This is a genomic window from Agromyces cerinus subsp. cerinus (genome assembly GCF_900142065.1).
Classification (GTDB): Bacteria; Actinomycetota; Actinomycetes; order Actinomycetales; family Microbacteriaceae; genus Agromyces; species Agromyces cerinus.
Genome location: NZ_FSRJ01000001.1, coordinates 758,933 through 774,973 on the forward strand (window position 1 = coordinate 758,933; position 16,041 = coordinate 774,973).

Annotated in this window: 14 protein-coding genes; 12 read left to right on the top strand and 2 right to left on the bottom strand. The window is 70.1% G+C overall.

Annotation, left to right across the window (positions count from 1 at the left end):
* Window positions 1–65 precede the first annotated feature (65 nt).
* The gene (locus BUR99_RS03415; protein WP_074258919.1) at window positions 66–2,330 is read right to left on the bottom strand and encodes an esterase-like activity of phytase family protein; all 2,265 of its coding nucleotides are present in this window, start codon (window positions 2,328–2,330) and stop codon (window positions 66–68) included.
* Window positions 2,331–2,559: 229 nt separating this feature from the next.
* On the opposite strand from BUR99_RS03415, the gene BUR99_RS03420 reads away from it, so the two are divergent.
* The 3 genes from BUR99_RS03420 (at window position 2,560) to nusB (ending at window position 4,102) form a co-directional block, all read left to right on the top strand.
* Window positions 2,560–2,997 (top strand): type II 3-dehydroquinate dehydratase, encoded by a 438-nt coding sequence (locus tag BUR99_RS03420; RefSeq protein WP_074258920.1) that lies wholly within the window; start codon window positions 2,560–2,562, stop codon window positions 2,995–2,997.
* Between the two features lie 128 nt (window positions 2,998–3,125).
* Window positions 3,126–3,689 (top strand): elongation factor P, encoded by a 564-nt coding sequence (efp, locus tag BUR99_RS03425; protein WP_074258921.1) that lies wholly within the window; start codon window positions 3,126–3,128, stop codon window positions 3,687–3,689.
* Window positions 3,689–4,102, top strand: a complete 414-nt coding sequence (gene nusB, locus BUR99_RS03430) for a transcription antitermination factor NusB (RefSeq protein ID WP_074258922.1) — start codon at window positions 3,689–3,691, stop codon at window positions 4,100–4,102. The genes efp and nusB overlap by 1 nt, the downstream gene beginning before the upstream one ends.
* A gap of 42 nt (window positions 4,103–4,144) precedes the next feature.
* Here the strand turns inward: nusB and BUR99_RS03435 are convergent, their stop codons facing one another.
* Window positions 4,145–5,437, bottom strand: a complete 1,293-nt coding sequence (locus tag BUR99_RS03435) for a glycosyltransferase (protein ID WP_143231423.1) — start codon at window positions 5,435–5,437, stop codon at window positions 4,145–4,147.
* 185 nt (window positions 5,438–5,622) lie between these two features.
* On the opposite strand from BUR99_RS03435, the gene BUR99_RS03440 reads away from it, so the two are divergent.
* The 9 genes from BUR99_RS03440 to gmk all read left to right on the top strand — a co-directional run bounded on the left by BUR99_RS03440 (window position 5,623) and on the right by gmk (window position 16,002).
* Window positions 5,623–6,132 (top strand): DoxX family membrane protein, encoded by a 510-nt coding sequence (locus BUR99_RS03440; RefSeq protein WP_074258924.1) that lies wholly within the window; start codon window positions 5,623–5,625, stop codon window positions 6,130–6,132.
* A gap of 130 nt (window positions 6,133–6,262) precedes the next feature.
* Entirely contained in the window at window positions 6,263–6,826 is a 564-nt protein-coding gene (pyrR, locus tag BUR99_RS03445) for a bifunctional pyr operon transcriptional regulator/uracil phosphoribosyltransferase PyrR (RefSeq protein ID WP_074258925.1), read from the top strand.
* Window positions 6,826–7,776 carry an aspartate carbamoyltransferase catalytic subunit gene (locus tag BUR99_RS03450; RefSeq protein WP_074258926.1) on the top strand — a complete coding sequence of 317 codons (951 nt, stop codon included), beginning with the start codon at window positions 6,826–6,828 and terminating at the stop codon, window positions 7,774–7,776. The genes pyrR and BUR99_RS03450 overlap by 1 nt, the downstream gene beginning before the upstream one ends.
* Window positions 7,776–9,119 (top strand): dihydroorotase, encoded by a 1,344-nt coding sequence (locus tag BUR99_RS03455; protein ID WP_074258927.1) that lies wholly within the window; start codon window positions 7,776–7,778, stop codon window positions 9,117–9,119. Before BUR99_RS03450 ends, BUR99_RS03455 begins: the two co-directional genes overlap by 1 nt.
* Entirely contained in the window at window positions 9,112–9,744 is a 633-nt protein-coding gene (locus tag BUR99_RS03460; RefSeq protein WP_143231425.1) for a PH-like domain-containing protein, read from the top strand. Before BUR99_RS03455 ends, BUR99_RS03460 begins: the two co-directional genes overlap by 8 nt.
* The gene (carA, locus tag BUR99_RS03465) at window positions 9,737–10,915 is read left to right on the top strand and encodes a glutamine-hydrolyzing carbamoyl-phosphate synthase small subunit (protein WP_200802657.1); all 1,179 of its coding nucleotides are present in this window, start codon (window positions 9,737–9,739) and stop codon (window positions 10,913–10,915) included. The genes BUR99_RS03460 and carA overlap by 8 nt, the downstream gene beginning before the upstream one ends.
* Window positions 10,915–14,202 carry a carbamoyl-phosphate synthase large subunit gene (carB, locus tag BUR99_RS03470; protein WP_074258929.1) on the top strand — a complete coding sequence of 1,096 codons (3,288 nt, stop codon included), beginning with the start codon at window positions 10,915–10,917 and terminating at the stop codon, window positions 14,200–14,202. Before carA ends, carB begins: the two co-directional genes overlap by 1 nt.
* A complete protein-coding gene (gene pyrF / locus BUR99_RS03475; protein WP_074258930.1) occupies window positions 14,199–15,077 on the top strand; it encodes an orotidine-5'-phosphate decarboxylase in 879 nt (292 codons plus the stop codon). Before carB ends, pyrF begins: the two co-directional genes overlap by 4 nt.
* Window positions 15,070–16,002 carry a guanylate kinase gene (gene gmk, locus BUR99_RS03480; RefSeq protein WP_074258931.1) on the top strand — a complete coding sequence of 311 codons (933 nt, stop codon included), beginning with the start codon at window positions 15,070–15,072 and terminating at the stop codon, window positions 16,000–16,002. Before pyrF ends, gmk begins: the two co-directional genes overlap by 8 nt.
* The last annotated feature ends 39 nt before the right edge of the window (window positions 16,003–16,041 follow it).

The following is a 16,041-nucleotide window of genomic DNA, read 5'->3' on the forward strand; positions in this document are numbered from 1 at the left end:
CGTCGCGCACGAGAGCGGACGGATGCCCGAGGCACCCGCCCGCTCTCGAAACGGATGAATCCGGTCTAGCCCGCGGTCGCGACTCCGATGGCGGGGTTGTCGGCGAAGAAGCCGTCGAGGCCCGCGTCGAGGAACACCCGGAGCTCGCCGGCGAGGTCGCCGATGCCTGCGGGATCGGCGCTCGAACGGAACTCGGTCGGGAGGAACGCGTTCTCGCGGCGGAACGTCCAGCCGTGCACCTCGAGTCCGACCGCGTGCGCGTCGGCGATCAGCGTGGTCGGCGCGCCGAGCGTGCCGGTCGCGGTGCGGGGGATCAGGAGGCTCTTCTCGACGCCGACCCCGTCGGCGTACGTCGCGATCTCGGCGATGCCTGCGGCCGTCGCGAGGTCGGCGTAGGTGCGGGCGTCACCGGCGAGCGTGAAGTCGTAGGGACGACCGCTCGAGTTGAGGAGCTGGGCGAGTGCCACGTCGGTGGCGCCGTCGAGCTCGCGGAGGTTGCCCACCTCGAAGCTCTGGATGATGACGGGCGCATCGGCCGCGTCGAGCCCGTTGCGCGAGAGTTCGGCGACGAGCGGCTCCTCGAGGGAGAGGCCGATCGAGTCGAAGTAGCTCGGGTGCTTCGTCTCGGGGTAGACGCCCACCGGCCGGCCGTCGCAGCTCACCGAGTGCCGGGCGAGATCGAACACCTCGTCGAGGGTCGGCACCTGGTAGAGGCCGTTGAACGTCGTGTTCGCCGGGCGGAGCTGGGGGAGCCGCTCGACCGCACGCAGCGTCTTGAGCTCGGCGAGCGTGAAGTCCTCGGTGAACCAGCCCGTGACGGAGATGCCGTCGATCAGCTTCGTGGCCTTGCGGTCGGCGAAGACCGTGCGGGTCGCGACATCCGTCGTGCCGCTGATCTCGTTCTCGTGGCGGGCGACGAGCACGCCGTCCTTCGTCGAGACGACGTCGGGTTCGATGAAGTCGGCGCATTCGATGATCGCCGCCTCGTACGCGGCGAGGGTGTGTTCGGGGCGCGAGCCGCTCGCGCCGCGATGCGCCACGACGGTGACGTCGGACGGCTGCACGCGGGTGCGCTCGAGGTCGATGACGTCGATCTCGGTGTCATCGGGGGTGCCGCCGACACGCGCGTCGTTGCCCGGGTAGTTGTTGTCGTTGGCGATCAGGAGGTCGCCCCCCTTCAACTGGACGACGGTCTCGAACGACTGCACCGGCAGCGAGAACGGATCGCCCGTGCCATAGCCGTCGCCGGCGCCGAGCAGCCCGGGGTTCGCGATGCGCAGCGCATCGACCACGAGGGTCTTCTCGAGCTTGCCCTCGGAGTCGGAGCGCGTGAGGTCCACCTCGTAGATGCGCTTCGTCACCGCCTGGTCGCCTTCGAAGTCGTCGCGTTCGACGAGCAGCAGCACGCCGTTGCGCACGGCGAACGCGTCGCCCACGACGTTGGCGTCCTGATCGGTCTGGTAGTTCCAGGTGCGACCCGTGTACGCGCCGGCCCTGGTGTCGAACTCGAGGATCTCGCGGCGGCGCAGGTCGGCGTCATCGGCGTAGGATCCCTCGACGACCGGGTAGAGGTAGCGTCCGTTGACCGAGGACGCGAGCGCCTCGAAGCCGCGGCTCGCACGCACGCGCGGCGTCTCGCCGGCCTGCAGATACGGGTTCTGCGGCGACTTCGCACCGCCGGGCATCGGATGCGGCTTCTCGAGCAGGGTGCCGTCGGCGCCGAAGTGGAGCAGGAACGGGCCGAACTCCTCGCCGACCCAGAAGCTGCCGTCCTTCGCGCGGACCACCGACTCGATGTCGAAGTCGGCGCCGGTGAGCAGGCGTTCGGGCGTCGTCTCGTTCGTGATCGGGAAGTCGAGCACGTGGTCCGCGTCGTTGTAGGAGATGAACCGCTCGACCTGGATCTCGCCGCTGCCGCCCTCCGCGGTCTGCCAGGCAGGACGGACCAGGTAGTTGCGGAGCAGGAAGTCGGCCGAGTTGCCCTTCGCGCCGAAGCCGTTGTCGGGCTGGGCCCAGAACGTGCCGTCGCCGTTGTCGATCATCGCCGAGAACCCGGGGATGACCTGGCCCGCGAAGGGGCCGGTGCGCCCGTTCACCGTCGTGGTGAGCGCTGCGCCGCTGGCGGGGCCCGCCTCGAGGTGGTCGGCCGACAGCGTCGCCCGGGCGACGAGGACGGGTTCCGTCTTCTTGACGGATGGACCCTTCGGTGCGTCGCCGTTCCCGGCGGCGGTGGCGGACGAGGGGACGAGGATCGCGGCCGCGGTGACGGCGGTGGCCGCGGCGACCAGGAGGCGGAAGCGCGTTCGCGTTCGTGCAGTTTCGGTTGGCATACGGCGAGCCAATCGGGCGCAGGGCACGTCGTGATGGCCGTTCGTGGAATGCGATGCGGCCAGCACGTGAACCCGAGCCTCGGGTGGCACCCGGGCCGCCACCTGCCGGCAGTCCGCCGTTCACCGCCTGCCGACTGCCGGCCGTCGACGGATGGCTGCTTCGGAGAGCTCACCCGCGAGCTCACCCGGAGAGCCGCGCCTGCGAGCCACGCCTCGATAGGCTTGCGGCATGACGACGATCCTCGTGCTCAACGGCCCGAACCTCGGCCGGCTCGGCACCCGCGAACCCGAGGTCTACGGCAGCGAGAGCCTCGCCGACATCCGCGACTCGCTCGCAGGCGTCGTGCCGTCGGACGTCGAGATCGACCTGCGCCAGAGCGACGACGAGGCCGAACTGATCGGCTGGATCCACGAGGCGGTCGACCGGAAGCTCCCCGTCGTACTGAACCCGGCGGCCTTCACCCACTACAGCTACGCGCTGCGCGATGCCGCAGCCCAGTTGAAGCAGGCCGGCGTGCCGCTCGTCGAGGTGCACCTCTCGAACCCGCACACCCGCGAGTCGTTCCGTCACACGAGCGTGATCTCGGGCGTCGCCACCGGAGTCATCGCGGGCTTCGGCAGCGACTCGTACCGCATGGCCGTGGAATGGGTGCTGCGTCACGCCTGAGATCGGCGCGGGCGCCGCGGCATCCGAGTGCATTGGCGCAGTCTCGACCGACCGACTAAACTCGACCGACTGAACTTCTGCGGCCGACTCCGGCCGAGCCTCTTCGCAACTGAACGGAACACACACGCATGGCAAGCACCGCTGACATCAAGAACGGCGTCGTCCTCTCCATCGACGGTCAGCTCTGGAGCGTCATCGAGTTCCAGCACGTCAAGCCCGGCAAGGGCGGTGCGTTCGTGCGCACCAAGCTGAAGAACGTCGTGTCGGGCAAGACCGTCGACCGCACCTACAACGCGGGCGCGAAGATCGAGATCGAGAACGTCGACCGTCGTGACTTCACGTACCTCTACAGCGACGGCGACGGCTACGTCTTCATGGACCAGACCGACTTCGACCAGCTCACGGTGCCCGGCACCGTCGTCGGCGACGCCGCGAACTTCATGCTCGAGAACCAGTCGGTGACCGTCGCGCTGAACAACGGCAACCCGCTCTACGTCGAGCTGCCCGCGTCGGTCGTGCTCGAGATCACCTACACGGAGCCGGGCCTGCAGGGCGACCGCTCCACCGGTGGCACGAAGCCCGCGACCGTCGAGACCGGCTACGAGATCCAGGTGCCGCTCTTCCTCGAGACCGGCACGAAGGTCAAGGTCGACACCCGCACGGGCGACTACCTCGGCCGCGTGAACGACTAGTGAGCGCACGTACCAAGGCGCGCAAGCGCGCGCTCGACCTGTTGTACTCGGCCGACATGCGTCAGGTGCCGGTCGAGCAGATGCTCGTCGTCGAGGCGGAGAAGGCGGCGAGCGAGCCCGAGCGCGCCGCGTCGTGGCTCTACGCGCGCGAGATCGTCGACGGCATCGTCGACAATCGTGCCGAGATCGACGAACTCATCGAGACGCATTCGCACGGCTGGACCCTCGAGCGCATGCCCGCCGTCGACCGCGCGATCCTGCGCATCGGCGTGTGGGAGATCATCCACAACGACGCCGTGCCCGACCCGGTCGCGATCTCCGAGGCCGTCGAGGCGGCCACGGTGCTCTCGACCGACGACTCGGCCGGCTTCGTGAACGGCCTGCTCGCGGCGATCTCGCACTCGAAGGCCTGACAGGGCACTTCCGTCGAGCGCCTCCGCTGAGGCTGCGGTCGCTCACGCGCGGGCGAGCAACGCCATCGTGTGATCGACCACTTCGCGCGGTCCGTCGTGGGCCGACAGCGATTTCGCAAGGCGCTGTGCGTTCGCCCGGTACGAGCCGTCGGAGGTGACTCGCCGCCAGGCGTCGAGGATCGCGCGTGGACGCGGGCGCCCGGTGCGCAGGTTCACGCCGGCACCGGCCCACGCCACGCGCGCGGCGATCTCCGGCTTGTCGAGGTCGCCGCCGGCGACGATGAGCGGAATGCCCTGTGCGAGGGCGGCGAGGACACCTCCCCAGCCGCCGTTGGTGATCATGACGTCGAGGCGTGGAAGCAGCGAGTCGTACGGGATGAACCCCGCCACCCGAGCGTTGGGCGGCGCGGTGAACGGCAGCTCCGCGACATCCGATCGCCCGGTCGAAGCGATGAGCAGCACCCGCTGCCGGCCGAGGGCGGTGAACGACGGCTCGATGAGGTCGTGGGGATCGACGTTCAGCGTGCCCTGGGTGACGTGCAGGATCGGGTCGCGGCAGGACTCGACGTCGGGCCACCACGACGGGAGCGCGGCGTCGTTCGCGCGCGGCCGGGTGAGCTCGCCGACGAAGACGACCTGCGTCGCGAGGTCCGAGCGCGGGTACTCGAGTTCGGCGACGCCCGAGGCGCAGACGAGTTGGGGCGACATGAAGGCCTGTTCCAACGCGAGGTCATCGAGGGGCAGGCCTGCTCGGGTTCGTTCCTCGGCGTATGCGCGCTGGATCCCGCTCGACACCATGCGCGTCATTCCGCGGAGTGCGCGGTCGCGCAGCCGTCCTGCGAGCCCCTTGGCCGGCTGAAGCCCGAGTATCGGCGGGGGCAGGTCGCGGCTCGGAATGGTCAGCGGGACGATGCTGACCGTCACCCACGGCGTGGCGGTCAGCTCGGACGCGAAATGCGCACCGATGCTCAACCCGTCGGCGACGATGACATCCCAGGGTTGCTCGGCGTATGCGCGCGTGAGATCGGTGGCCTGGCCGGCGCCGGTTCGCACGAACAGCTGCTCGACGTTCGTGAGCATCTGCCGCGGACCCTTCTTCCCGCGCAGCGCAGGGAAGGTGGCGGGCAGGTCGTGCTCGTCGAAGTCGGGTGCCGACGCCCACGTCACGACGCGGGCGCCGATCGCGGTGAATCGGTCGGCGTGGGCTGCACCCGTGTAGACGCGAACACGGTGCCCTGCCGCCAGGAAGGCCTCGGCGACGGCCACCAGCGGTGCCACATGGCCATGGAACGGCATCACCGCGATCATGACATCGGCCATGGTCCATTGCAGCACGCGGGCACCCCGCTCCGTGACCCGCACTCGGGGGGTTCGGCGGACCGTTCCCTGAGAGCGCGTTCCGTGGAGGCACCGAGCGCGGTTCAGCGGCACTCCCGACGACGGGCGACCGCTGCGGCGATGTGATGAGTGTGCCGCCGATTCCGGCCGGCATCTCCCACGTTGCTCTCGGAAGGAGCACCATGTCCAGCACCACCATCGGCACCGGTCGCGTCGCGACCGGATCCGGGCTCGACTCGATCCTCGACCGCGCGAACGACGCCCAGGCGGTCGTCCAGCGCTTCCTCGCCCGTGCAGGAGTCCCCGCGCTCCGCATCTCGCTCGGCCTCGTCTTCCTCGCCTTCGGCGTGCTGAAGTTCTTCCCCGGCGTGAGCCCCGTCGAGGCGCTCGTGACCCGCACCTGGAACGTGCTGTCGTTCGGCGTGGTCGACGGCTACGCCGCGCTCGCGCTGACCGGTGCGCTCGAGGTGTTCGTCGGCGTCACGCTCGTGACGGGCGTGCTGCTCAGGATCGGCCTGCTCGCGCTCGCGGTGACCTTCGTCGGCGTGTTCTCACCGCTCGTCTTCTTCGGCGGCGAGCTCTTCACCGCGGCCGGGCCCACGCTCACCGCGCAGTACATCCTGAAGGACGTCGTGCTCGTGGCCGCGGCCATGGTGATCGCGGCGAAGGCGTTCACGCGTCCGATCCGGTGATTCCGTGCGCTCGGCCCGCGTCGTCGACGACCCCCTCCGTTCGCGGCAGGGGGTCGTTCGCATCATCCGATAGGATCGAAGGACGTTGACAACCTTTAAGGCCGTCCTGTGAGGCGGAGAAGGGAGTCGTTTGATGGCACGTGCCGTGCTCAGTCAAGCTGACATCTCGCGGGCGCTGACCCGCATCTCGCACGAGATCCTCGAGTCCAATCGCGGCAGTTCCGATCTCGTCATCCTCGGCATCCCGACCAGGGGCGTGATCCTCGCCCGTCGCATCGCCGAGACGATCGCACGCATCGAACCCGACGCCGCGCCGCCGCCCGCGGGAGCGCTCGACGTCACGATGTACCGCGACGACCTCACCCGCACCCGCACGCGAACGCCGCAGCCCACCGAACTGCCGGCCGGCGGCATCGACGGCAAGACCGTCGTGCTCGTCGACGACGTGCTGTTCTCGGGACGCACGATCCGTGCCGCGTTCGACGCGCTGAACGATCTCGGTCGCGCACGCGCGGTGCGACTCGCCGTGCTCGTCGACCGCGGGCACCGGGAGTTCCCGATCCGGGCCGACTTCGTCGGCAAGAACCTGCCGAGCTCGACCCGGGAGCGCATCAACGTGCGCCTGGCCGAGATCGACGGCGACGACGCCGTCGCGATCGACGACACCGTCGCGGCCGAGGGCGGCGAGGCCTGATGCGCCACCTCCTCAGCACCCGCGAACTCTCCCGCGAGCAGGCGATCGAACTCCTCGACATCGCGGAGGACATGGCCGCCGTGCAGGAGCGCGAGGTCAAGAAGCTGCCGACCCTGCGCGGAAAGACCGTCGTGAACCTCTTCTTCGAGGACTCGACCCGCACGCGCATCTCGTTCGAGGCGGCCGCGAAGCGCCTCTCGGCCGACGTCATCAACTTCAGCGCCAAGGGGTCGAGCGTCTCGAAGGGCGAGAGCCTGAAGGACACCGCGCAGACCCTCCAGGCGATGGGCGCCGACGGCGTCGTCATCCGGCATCACGCGTCGGGCGCGCCCTACACGCTCGCGACGAGCGGATGGATCGACGCCGGCGTCGTCAACGCCGGCGACGGCACGCACGAGCACCCCACGCAGGCGCTGCTCGACGCCTTCACGATGCGGCGGCGCCTGCATGGCGCAGCGTCGCGCGGGCGTGCGCTCGACGGCGTGCACGTCGTCATCGTCGGCGACGTGCTGCACTCCCGCGTCGCGCGGTCGAACGTGTGGCTCCTCGCGACGCTCGGCGCGGAGGTCGAGCTCGTCGCTCCGCCGACCCTCGTGCCGGTCGACACGACCACCTGGCCCGCCCGCGTCGGCTACGACCTCGATGCCGCGCTCAGCGGCACACCCGACGTCGTCATGATGCTGCGCATCCAGGCCGAGCGCATGCACGCGGCGTTCTTCCCGAACAGCCGCGAGTACGCGCGCACCTGGGGTCTCGACGATGCCAGGTTCGACGCGCTGCCCCCCAGTACGATGGTGATGCACCCCGGCCCGATGAATCGCGGGCTCGAGATCGCCGCTCGCGCCGCCGACTCCCCGCAGTCGACCGTGCGCGAGCAGGTTGCGAACGGAGTTTCAGTGAGAATGGCCGCCCTCTATCTGTTGATGTCCGGCGAACGGGGGGACGCCTGATGAGCGAGCGTTTCCTGATCACCGGCGCCACCCTTCCGGGTGGCGAGCGCGCCGACATCCTGCTCGACGGCGGCATCATCGCCGGCGTCGGCAGCATCGCGGATGCCTCGGGCGCGACGGTCGTCGACGCCGCCGGGCTCATCGCCCTTCCTGGCCTCGTCGACCTGCACACGCACCTGCGCGAGCCCGGCTACGAGCAGAGCGAGACGGTGCTCACGGGCACCCAGGCCGCAGCGGCCGGCGGTTTCACCGCGGTGTTCGCGATGGCCAACACCTTCCCCGTCGCCGACACGGCGGGCGTCGTCGAGCAGGAGGCGAGCCTCGGCCGCACCGCCGGCTATGCGACCGTGCAGCCGATCGGCGCCGTGACCGTCGGGCTCAAGGGCGAGCAGCTCGCCGAGCTCGGCGCGATGGCGCGCTCCCGTGCGAACGTGCGGGTCTTCTCCGACGACGGCTTCTGCGTCTCCGACCCGCTGCTGATGCGTCGAGCGCTCGAGTACGTCAAGGCCTTCGACGGCGTCATCGCCCAGCACGCGCAGGAGCCGCGCCTCACCGAGGGCGCGCAGATGAACGAGGGCGCCCTCTCGGGAGAGCTCGGCCTGACCGGCTGGCCGGCCGTCGCCGAGGAGTCGATCATCGCCCGTGATGTGCTCCTCGCCGAGCACGTGGGCTCGCGCCTGCACGTCTGCCACGTCTCCACCGCCGGATCCGTCGAGGTCATCCGCTGGGCCAAGGCCCGCGGCATCGACGTGACCGCCGAGGTGACGCCCCACCACCTGCTCCTCACCGAAGACCTCATCGCGGGCTACGACCCCCGGTTCAAGGTGAACCCGCCGCTCCGTCGTGCCGAAGACGTCGAGGCACTGCGTGCCGCCCTGGCCGACGGCACGATCGACATCGTCGCGACCGACCACGCCCCGCACCCGGTCGAGGCGAAGGAGAGCGAGTGGCAGGCCGCCGCCAACGGCATGGTCGGTCTCGAATCGGCCCTCGCCGTCGTGCACGCCGCCGTCGTCGAGACGGGGCTCATGAACTGGGCGGATGTCGCGCGCGTGATGTCGTCGGCACCGGCGCGCATCGGCCGGCTGCACGGCCACGGCGAGTCGGTCGCCGTGGGGGCGGCGCCCGAGCTGACGCTGTACGACCCCGCCGCGGCATCCGAGTTCGACCTCGACCGGCTCGCCGGCCGCAGCACGAACTCGCCGTACCTCGGCCGTCGCCTGCCCGGGCGGGTCGTCGCGACGTTCCACGGCGGGTACCCGACCTTCCTCGACGGCGCGGTGCGCCCGCTCGACGAGGTCGCCCGCAACGCGGCATCCGCGCTGGGGGTCGTGCATGGATAAGGTGATCGGCACCCTCGTCGCCATCGCGATCGTGGCGCTCGTCGGCTGGCTCATGTACCGCTCGTGGAAGCGGCGCACCGTGCGCGACGAGTCGCTCAGCTCGTACCCGGTGCCCGCCGGGCACGGGGCTCCGGTGGTCGACGCCGAGGTGCTCTACGTCGCGACCACGCCGCTCGGTGAACCCCTCGAACGGCTTGCGGTGCACGGGCTCGCGTTCCGCGGCTCCGGCCACCTCGAAGTGCTGCCAGAAGGGGTGATCCTCCGCATTGCGGGGGAGTCCCTGTCCTTCATCCCGGCCGACCGCCTCGTCGGTGCGCAGCTCGCGAGCTACGCCATCGACCGCGGCGTCGAGCCCGAAGGCCTCGTCGCCCTCACCTGGATCGCCCAGGAGCACGGGACAGCCGAGCGCACCGAGCCCCGGGTCGACAGCTATGTACGCGCCCGGTACCCGGGCGACCCGGCCAGGATCATCCAGGCCGTCAACGACATCGCCGCAGCGCCGGTCGCGCCGCGGCCAGAGCAGGACATCGCCGCAGCGCCAGTCGCGCCGCGGTCCGAACAGGACATCGCCGCAGCGTCAGTCGCGCCGCGGCCAGAGCAGGAGAGTGAGGCCTCGAATGACTGAGACCCCCGCCGGCACGAGCGAATCCGCCGTGCTCGTCCTCGAAGACGGACGCCGTTACGAAGGTCGCGCCTACGGTGCGCGCGGCCGAACCCTCGGTGAAGCCGTCTTCGCCACCGGCATGACCGGCTACCAGGAGACGCTGACCGACCCGTCGTACGCGGGCCAGATCGTCATGATGACCGCGCCGCACATCGGCAACACGGGCATGAACGACGAGGACATGGAGTCGGCCCGCATCTGGGTGGCCGGGTTCATCGTGCGCGACCCCTCGCGAGTCGTCTCGAACTTCCGCTCGCAGCGGAGCCTCGACGACGACCTCGCCGCCTCGGGCGTCGTCGGCATCAGCGGCATCGACACGCGGGCGCTCACGCGGCACCTCCGCTCCGCCGGCGCGATGCGCTCCGGCATCTTCTCGGGCGACGACGCGCTCCTCACCCCGGGTGAGCAGCTCGACCTCGTGCAAAGCGGTGCGGCGATGTCCGGCGCCAACCTGTCGGGCGCCGTCTCGACGACCGAGCCGTACCAGCTGCCGGCCGAAGGCGAACGCGTCGGATCCGTCGTGGTGCTCGACCTCGGGGTCAAGACCTCGACGCTGAAGTACCTCGCCGAGCGCGGCTTCGACGTGCATGTCGTGCCGCAGTCGATCACGGCAGAGGAGGTGCTCGCACTCGCCCCCGACGCGCTGTTCTTCTCGAACGGTCCCGGCGACCCCGCGGCCTCCGACCGTCATGTCGAACTGCTGCGCACCACGCTCCGCGAGGGGCTGCCGTACTTCGGCATCTGCTTCGGCAACCAGCTGCTCGGCCGCGCGCTCGGGTTCGGCACCTACAAGCTGCCCTTCGGCCACCGCGGCATCAACCAGCCGGTGCTCGACAAGGTCACCGGTCGCGTCGAGATCACGGCGCACAACCACGGCTTCGCCGTGGACGCCCCGATCGACCGCGTGAGCGAATCGAGCGAGGGCTTCGGCCGCGTCGAAGTCAGCCACTACGGCCTCAACGACAACGTCGTCGAAGGGCTCAACTGCCTCGACATCCCCGCGTTCAGCGTGCAGTACCACCCCGAGTCGGCGGCCGGCCCGCACGATGCGAACTACCTCTTCGACCGATTCCGCGACATGGTGATCGCGAACACGACGACGAGCACCGCGACCGAAGGAAGCAACGAGTAATGCCCAAGCGCGACGACATCAACAGCGTCCTCGTCATCGGATCCGGTCCGATCGTCATCGGACAGGCCGCCGAGTTCGACTACTCGGGCACCCAGGCGTGCCGCGTGCTCCGCGAGGAGGGCGTGCGAGTGATCCTCGTGAACCCGAACCCCGCGACGATCATGACCGACCCCGACTTCGCCGACGCGACGTACATCGAGCCGATCACGCCCGAGATCATCGAGTCGATCATCATCAAGGAGAAGCCCGACGCGGTGCTCCCGACGCTCGGCGGCCAGACGGCGCTGAACGCCGCCATCGCGCTGCACGACGCGGGCATCCTCGAGAAGCACGGTGTCGAGCTCATCGGCGCGAAGGTCGACGCCATCCGCAAGGGCGAGGACCGCCAGCTCTTCAAAGACCTCGTGATCGAGGCCGGCGCGGGTGTCGCCAAGTCGCACGTCGCGAAGACGCTCGAGCAGGCCAAGGAGTTCGCTCTCGACCTCGGCTACCCGCTCGTAGTGCGCCCGTCGTTCACGATGGGCGGCCTCGGATCGGGCTTCGCCTACACCGAGGAAGACCTCGTGCGCATCGTCACCCAGGGCCTGCACGACTCGCCCACGACCGAGGTGCTCCTCGAGGAGTCGATCCTCGGCTGGAAGGAGTACGAGCTCGAGCTCATGCGCGACACCGCCGACAACACGGTCGTCGTCTGCTCGATCGAGAACGTCGACCCCGTCGGCGTGCACACCGGCGACTCGATCACCGTGGCGCCCGCGCTCACGCTGACCGACCGCGAGTACCAGCACCTGCGCGACATCGGCATCGACATCATCCGCGCCGTGGGCGTCGACACCGGCGGCTGCAACATCCAGTTCGCGATCGACCCCGCAGACGGCCGAGTCATCGTCATCGAGATGAACCCGCGCGTCTCCCGTTCGAGCGCGCTCGCCTCGAAGGCCACGGGCTTCCCGATCGCGAAGATCGCCGCGAAGCTCGCCATCGGCTACCGCCTCGACGAGATCCCGAACGACATCACCCGGGTCACCCCGGCGTCGTTCGAGCCGACGCTCGACTACGTCGTCGTGAAGGTGCCGCGGTTCGCGTTCGAGAAGTTCCCGGCCGCCGACCCCACCCTCACGACGACCATGAAGTCGGTCGGCGAGGCGATGGCGATCGGTCGCAACTACGCGACCGCGCTGCAGAAGGCGCTCCGCTCGCTCGAGAAGCGCGGCTCCTCGTTCCACTGGGGCGAAGAGGACCGTTCGATCGAGGAACTCCTCGAGGTGGCCTCCGTGCCGACCGACGGCCGCATCGTCGTCGTGCAGCAGGCGCTCCGCAAGGGCGCCACGATCGAGCAGCTCTTCGAGTCGACCAAGATCGACCCGTGGTTCCTCGACCAGATCGTGCTCATCAACGAGGTCGCCGAGACCATCGCCTCGGCCGAGAACCTCGACACCGAGCTCCTGCTGCTCGCGAAGGACCACGGCTTCTCCGACGCGCAGATCGGCCAGCTCCGAGGCTTCGGCGAGGCCGACGCCCGCGAGGTGCGCCACATCCTCGGCATCCGCCCGGTCTACAAGACCGTCGACACGTGCGCGGGGGAGTTCCCGGCACTCACGCCGTACCACTACTCGAGCTACGACCAGGAGACCGAGGTCGAGCCCAGCGACCGCCGCAAGGTCGTCATCCTCGGCTCGGGCCCGAACCGCATCGGCCAGGGCGTCGAGTTCGACTACTCGTGCGTGCACGCATCGTTCGCCCTCTCGGCGGCCGGCTTCGAGACGATCATGATCAACTGCAACCCCGAGACGGTCTCGACCGACTACGACACGAGCGACCGGCTCTACTTCGAGCCGCTCACGCTCGAAGACGTGCTCGAGGTCATCCATGCCGAGTCGCAGTCGGGCGAGCTCGTGGGCGTCGTCGTGCAGCTCGGCGGCCAGACGGCGCTCGGGCTCGCCAAGGGCCTCGAGGCCGCCGGCATCCCGATTCTCGGCACGACGCCCGATGCGATCGACCTCGCCGAAGAGCGCGGGCTCTTCTCCGGCATCCTCGACGCCGCTGGCCTCCTCGCACCGAAGAACGGCACCGCGATCGACCTCGCGGGCGCCGTGCACGTCGCAGAGGGCATCGGCTACCCGGTGCTCGTGCGTCCGAGCTACGTGCTCGGCGGCCGCGGCATGGAGATCGTCTACGACTCGCCGTCGCTGGCCGACTACTTCGCCCGCATCGAGGGTCAGGGCATCGTCGGTCCGACGCATCCGCTGCTCGTCGACCGCTTCCTCGACGACGCGATCGAGATCGACGTCGACGCCCTGTACGACGGCACCGACCTCTACATCGGCGGTGTCATGGAGCACATCGAGGAGGCCGGCATCCACTCCGGCGACTCCAGCTGCACCCTGCCGCCCGTGACCCTCGGCCGCGCCGAGGTCGACCGGGTGCGCGAGGCGACTCGCGCCATTGCCGAGGGCATCGGCGTGCGGGGCCTGCTGAACGTGCAGTTCGCGATCGGCGCCGGCGTGCTCTACGTGCTCGAGGCCAACCCCCGTGCCAGTCGCACCGTGCCCTTCGTCTCGAAGGCGCTCGGCATCCCGCTCGCGAAGGCCGCGTCGCGCATCATGGTCGGCGCGACCGTCGCCGAGCTCATCGACGAGGGCATGCTGCCCGCCAACGACGGATCGCGGGTGCCCTTCGACGCGCCCGTCGCCGTCAAGGAGGCCGTGCTGCCGTTCAGCCGCTTCCGCACCCGCGAGGGCATCATCGTCGACTCGGTGCTCGGCCCCGAGATGCGCTCGACCGGCGAGGTCATGGGCATCGACAAGGACTTCCCGACCGCGTTCGCGAAGAGCCAGCTCGCAGCCTACGGCGGCATGCCCACCTCGGGCACGGTGTTCGTCTCGGTCTCCGACCGCGACAAGCGCGCGATCATCCTGCCGGTGCTGCGGCTGCAGCAGCTCGGCTATGACGTCGCCGCGACCGAGGGCACCGCCGAGGTGCTGCGTCGCAACGGCATCCGCGCGCAGGAGGTGCTGAAGTTCAGCGAGAAGACGAGCGCCGACGCGGCATCCGTGGTCGAGCTCATCCACCGCGGTGAGGTCGACGTCGTCGTGAACACGCCGAGCGGGCGTTCGTCGCGCGCCGACGGCTACGAGATCCGCGCAGCCGCGGTGGCTGCCGACATCCCGCTGTTCACGACCATCGCCGAGCTCTCGGCGGCCGTCGCCTCGCTCGACGTGCAGCGCGATGGCTTCGACGTCACGAGCCTGCAGGAGTACGCACTCCGTCGGGAGGCGAACGCATGACCGACGTGACTCCGTTCGGAGATCGGCTCGAAGCCGTCTTCGCGGCCTACGGCCGGCTCTGCGTCGGCATCGACCCGCACGCTTCGCTCCTCGACCAGTGGGGTCTTCCCGACTCCGCCGAGGGCGTGCGCGAGTTCGGTCTGCGCACCGTCGACGCCGCCGCAGGGCGCGTCGGCATCGTCAAGCCGCAGGTGGCGTTCTTCGAGCGCCACGGCGCCGCAGGCTATGCCGCGCTCGAGCGCGTGCTCGCCGAGGCGCGCGACGCCGGCCTGCTCGTGATCGCCGACGTGAAGCGCGGCGACCTCGACACGAGCGTCGCGGCGTACGGTGAGGCCTGGCTGTCACCGGGGTCGAGCCTCGAGGCCGACGCGATGACGATCAGCGCCTACCAGGGCCTCGGCTCCATCGCCGGGGTGCTCGAGGCCGCCGAGCGCGCGGGCAAGGGCGCGTTCGTGCTGGCCGCGACCTCGAACCCCGAGGCCGCCGCCATCCAGCGCGCCGTGCTGCAGCAGTCGAGCCGCGCCGGCTCCACTGTCGCCCAGGCCATCACGAGCGGGGTCATCGCCTGGAACCAGGGCCGAGCGGATGCCCCGGACCGGCCCCTCGGGTCGGTCGGCGTCGTGCTCGGCGCGACCATCGACCTGCGCAGCTCGGGCATCGACCTCGACGTCGATCCGCCGCGGCCGGGACTGCCGGTGCTGGCTCCGGGATTCGGATATCAGGGCGCCGAGCTCCGCGACCTCCGGTCGATCTTCGGGTCGCTCGCCGCAGGCGTCATCGTGAGCGAGTCCCGGTCGATCCTCGGTGCAGGGCCCGATGGCCTCGCCGAGGCGATCACGCGCCGCGTCGGCGAGGTAGGGGCGACGAGTGTCTGAGCAGACGACCGTTCCCGGCGTCACGCGTCCATCGCCGCCCGACGTCGATCGAGTGGCCGCATCCCGCGCCGCCGTGGCGGCGCGACGCGCCCGGGCGACCGTCAAGTCGGCGATCGCGGCGGGTTCGCGAAGCCCGCTCGACGTGCTGCGCGAGGCCTTCGAGTCGCCTGACGGCGTCGAGGGGCGCCTGCGCGTCACCGAGTTCCTCACCTCGATCCCCGCGATCGGGCAGACGAAGTCCGCGCGCATCATGGAGGAGCTCGAGATCTCTCCGTCGAAGCGCCTCGGCGGCCTCGGCCGGCTGCAGCGACGGCGTCTCCGCGAGTTCCTCGCGGACTGGGTCTCCGCCCACGGCGGCACGGGCGACCGGCTCGTGGTGCTCGCCGGGCCGACCGCGGTCGGCAAGGGGACCGTCGCCGAGTACATCCGACGCCATCACCCCGATGTGCGCCTCTCGGTCTCTGCGACGACGCGTCAGCCGCGGCCCGGCGAGGTCGAGGGCGAGAGCTACTTCTTCGTCGACGACGCCGAGTTCGACCGCATGGTCGAGGCCGGCGAACTCCTCGAGTGGGCGACCGTGCACAACGCCTCGCGTTACGGCACCCCGCGCAAGGCCGTCGAAGAGGCGATCGCGGCGGGCAACAGCGTGCTGCTCGAGATCGACATCCAGGGTGCACGGTCGGTCCGCCGCGCCGCACCCGAGGCGACACTCGTCTTCCTGCTGCCGCCGAGCTGGGACGAACTCGTGCGCCGACTCGTCGGCCGCGGCACCGAGAGTCCGGCCGAACAGCAGCGCCGACTCGAGACCGCGAAGGTCGAACTGGCCGCCGTCGAGGAGTTCGATCACCAGGTCGTGAACCATGACGTCGCCGAAGCGGCGCAGGAGGTCGTAGACTTGATGAGATCTCGCAAGGGTCGGCGTTGAGCTGCCCTCGCCACGACTTTCCGCGCACTGAGGGTGCGC

What these genes read in the sequence shown, in the direction of transcription:
- BUR99_RS03460 (WP_143231425.1), top strand. Translation starts at nt 9,112, where the DNA reads ATGGATAAGGTGATCGGCACCCTCGTCGCCATCGCGATCGTGGCGCTC.
- pyrF (WP_074258930.1), top strand. Translation starts at nt 14,199, where the DNA reads ATGACCGACGTGACTCCGTTCGGAGATCGGCTCGAAGCCGTCTTCGCG.
- efp (WP_074258921.1), top strand. Translation starts at nt 3,126, where the DNA reads ATGGCAAGCACCGCTGACATCAAGAACGGCGTCGTCCTCTCCATCGAC.
- BUR99_RS03440 (WP_074258924.1), top strand. Translation starts at nt 5,623, where the DNA reads ATGTCCAGCACCACCATCGGCACCGGTCGCGTCGCGACCGGATCCGGG.
- BUR99_RS03450 (WP_074258926.1), top strand. Translation starts at nt 6,826, where the DNA reads ATGCGCCACCTCCTCAGCACCCGCGAACTCTCCCGCGAGCAGGCGATC.
- carB (WP_074258929.1), top strand. Translation starts at nt 10,915, where the DNA reads ATGCCCAAGCGCGACGACATCAACAGCGTCCTCGTCATCGGATCCGGT.
- BUR99_RS03455 (WP_074258927.1), top strand. Translation starts at nt 7,776, where the DNA reads ATGAGCGAGCGTTTCCTGATCACCGGCGCCACCCTTCCGGGTGGCGAG.
- BUR99_RS03415 (WP_074258919.1), bottom strand. Translation starts at nt 2,330, where the DNA reads ATGCCAACCGAAACTGCACGAACGCGAACGCGCTTCCGCCTCCTGGTC.
- BUR99_RS03420 (WP_074258920.1), top strand. Translation starts at nt 2,560, where the DNA reads ATGACGACGATCCTCGTGCTCAACGGCCCGAACCTCGGCCGGCTCGGC.
- carA (WP_200802657.1), top strand. Translation starts at nt 9,737, where the DNA reads ATGACTGAGACCCCCGCCGGCACGAGCGAATCCGCCGTGCTCGTCCTC.